Origin of the sequence: Gillisia xinjiangensis (assembly GCF_046298265.1) — a bacterium.
Taxonomy (GTDB): Bacteria; Bacteroidota; Bacteroidia; order Flavobacteriales; family Flavobacteriaceae; genus Gillisia; species Gillisia xinjiangensis.
The window spans coordinates 1-1,023 of the sequence record NZ_JBKAHK010000025.1 but is presented as its reverse complement, the minus strand read 5'-3'; the positions used below and the strand labels follow the sequence as shown (position 1 = coordinate 1,023).

Here is a 1,023-nt window from a genome sequence, read left to right as displayed (position 1 = left end):
ACCGGCGCAGCTGGTGAGTACCTGAATACAGCTACCATCACCGATAGCGACCAGTACGATCCTAATACAGACAACAATACAGATACTGAGGCTGTAACGCCACTAGTTAATGCCTCATGGACAGTTACTAAGTCAGATAATCCTGCCGGCCAGACTTACGCAGCAGTAGGAGATGTGATTACCTACGAAATATTGGTAGACAACACCGGTAACGTAGCCATCCGTTCAGTAGTAGTAACTGATCCACAGGCCACAACAGGACCGACTTATGCAAGTGGTGACACGAACTTAGACGAAATCCTTGATGTAAGCGAAACCTGGATTTACAGTGCCACTTATACGGTAACCCAGTCAGACTTAGACTTAGGTTACTTTACCAATACGGCTAGTGCCAACGGTACTTACAATGACAATACAGGAACAGCTACTCCGATGACTCCTGCCACAGGCAGCGATACAGTAGAGGCACTGCAAACCATTTTTGTAAATAATGTAACTGTAACTGAAGGAGACGCTTTAGTTTTTGAAATTACTTTATCTGGAAATAGCACGACTGATGTGACTTTTATTCCTAGCTTTACGAATGTGACGACTTCGAATGATGATTACACTCAAACACCTATACAGTACAGTGTTGATGGTGGAGTAACATATCAGACTTGGATAAGTGGCAATATTACAATCCCTTCAGGAACAACTGAAGTATTGTTTGTTGTACCAAGTAATCAGGATATTGTTGATGAAAACGATGAAGCATTCACTTTAACTGTAACAGTTGCAAGTGGTAATACCGCTAATGAAAGTGCTAGTGCCACAGGAACGATTACGGATGATGATACGGCGGCGGTAGAGGCGATCACGGATGCGACAGAAATAGAAGGCACAGACTTGACCCATACGGTAACGATGACCACGGCTTCGGCTACGGATGAGACCTATGCGTTTAGCGTAACGGATGTGACTGCAACAACTGATGTAGATTATACCGGCACCCCATTGTTCAGCAATGACGTGACTTATGAT

At 44.1% G+C, this 1,023-nt stretch carries 1 protein-coding gene; it reads left to right on the top strand.

Annotated elements, in window-relative coordinates; genetic code table 11:
• Positions 1 to 1,023, top strand: a 1,023-nt coding sequence (locus ACKGJN_RS16255) for a DUF7507 domain-containing protein (protein WP_409540616.1), incomplete at both ends; no start/stop codon positions are given.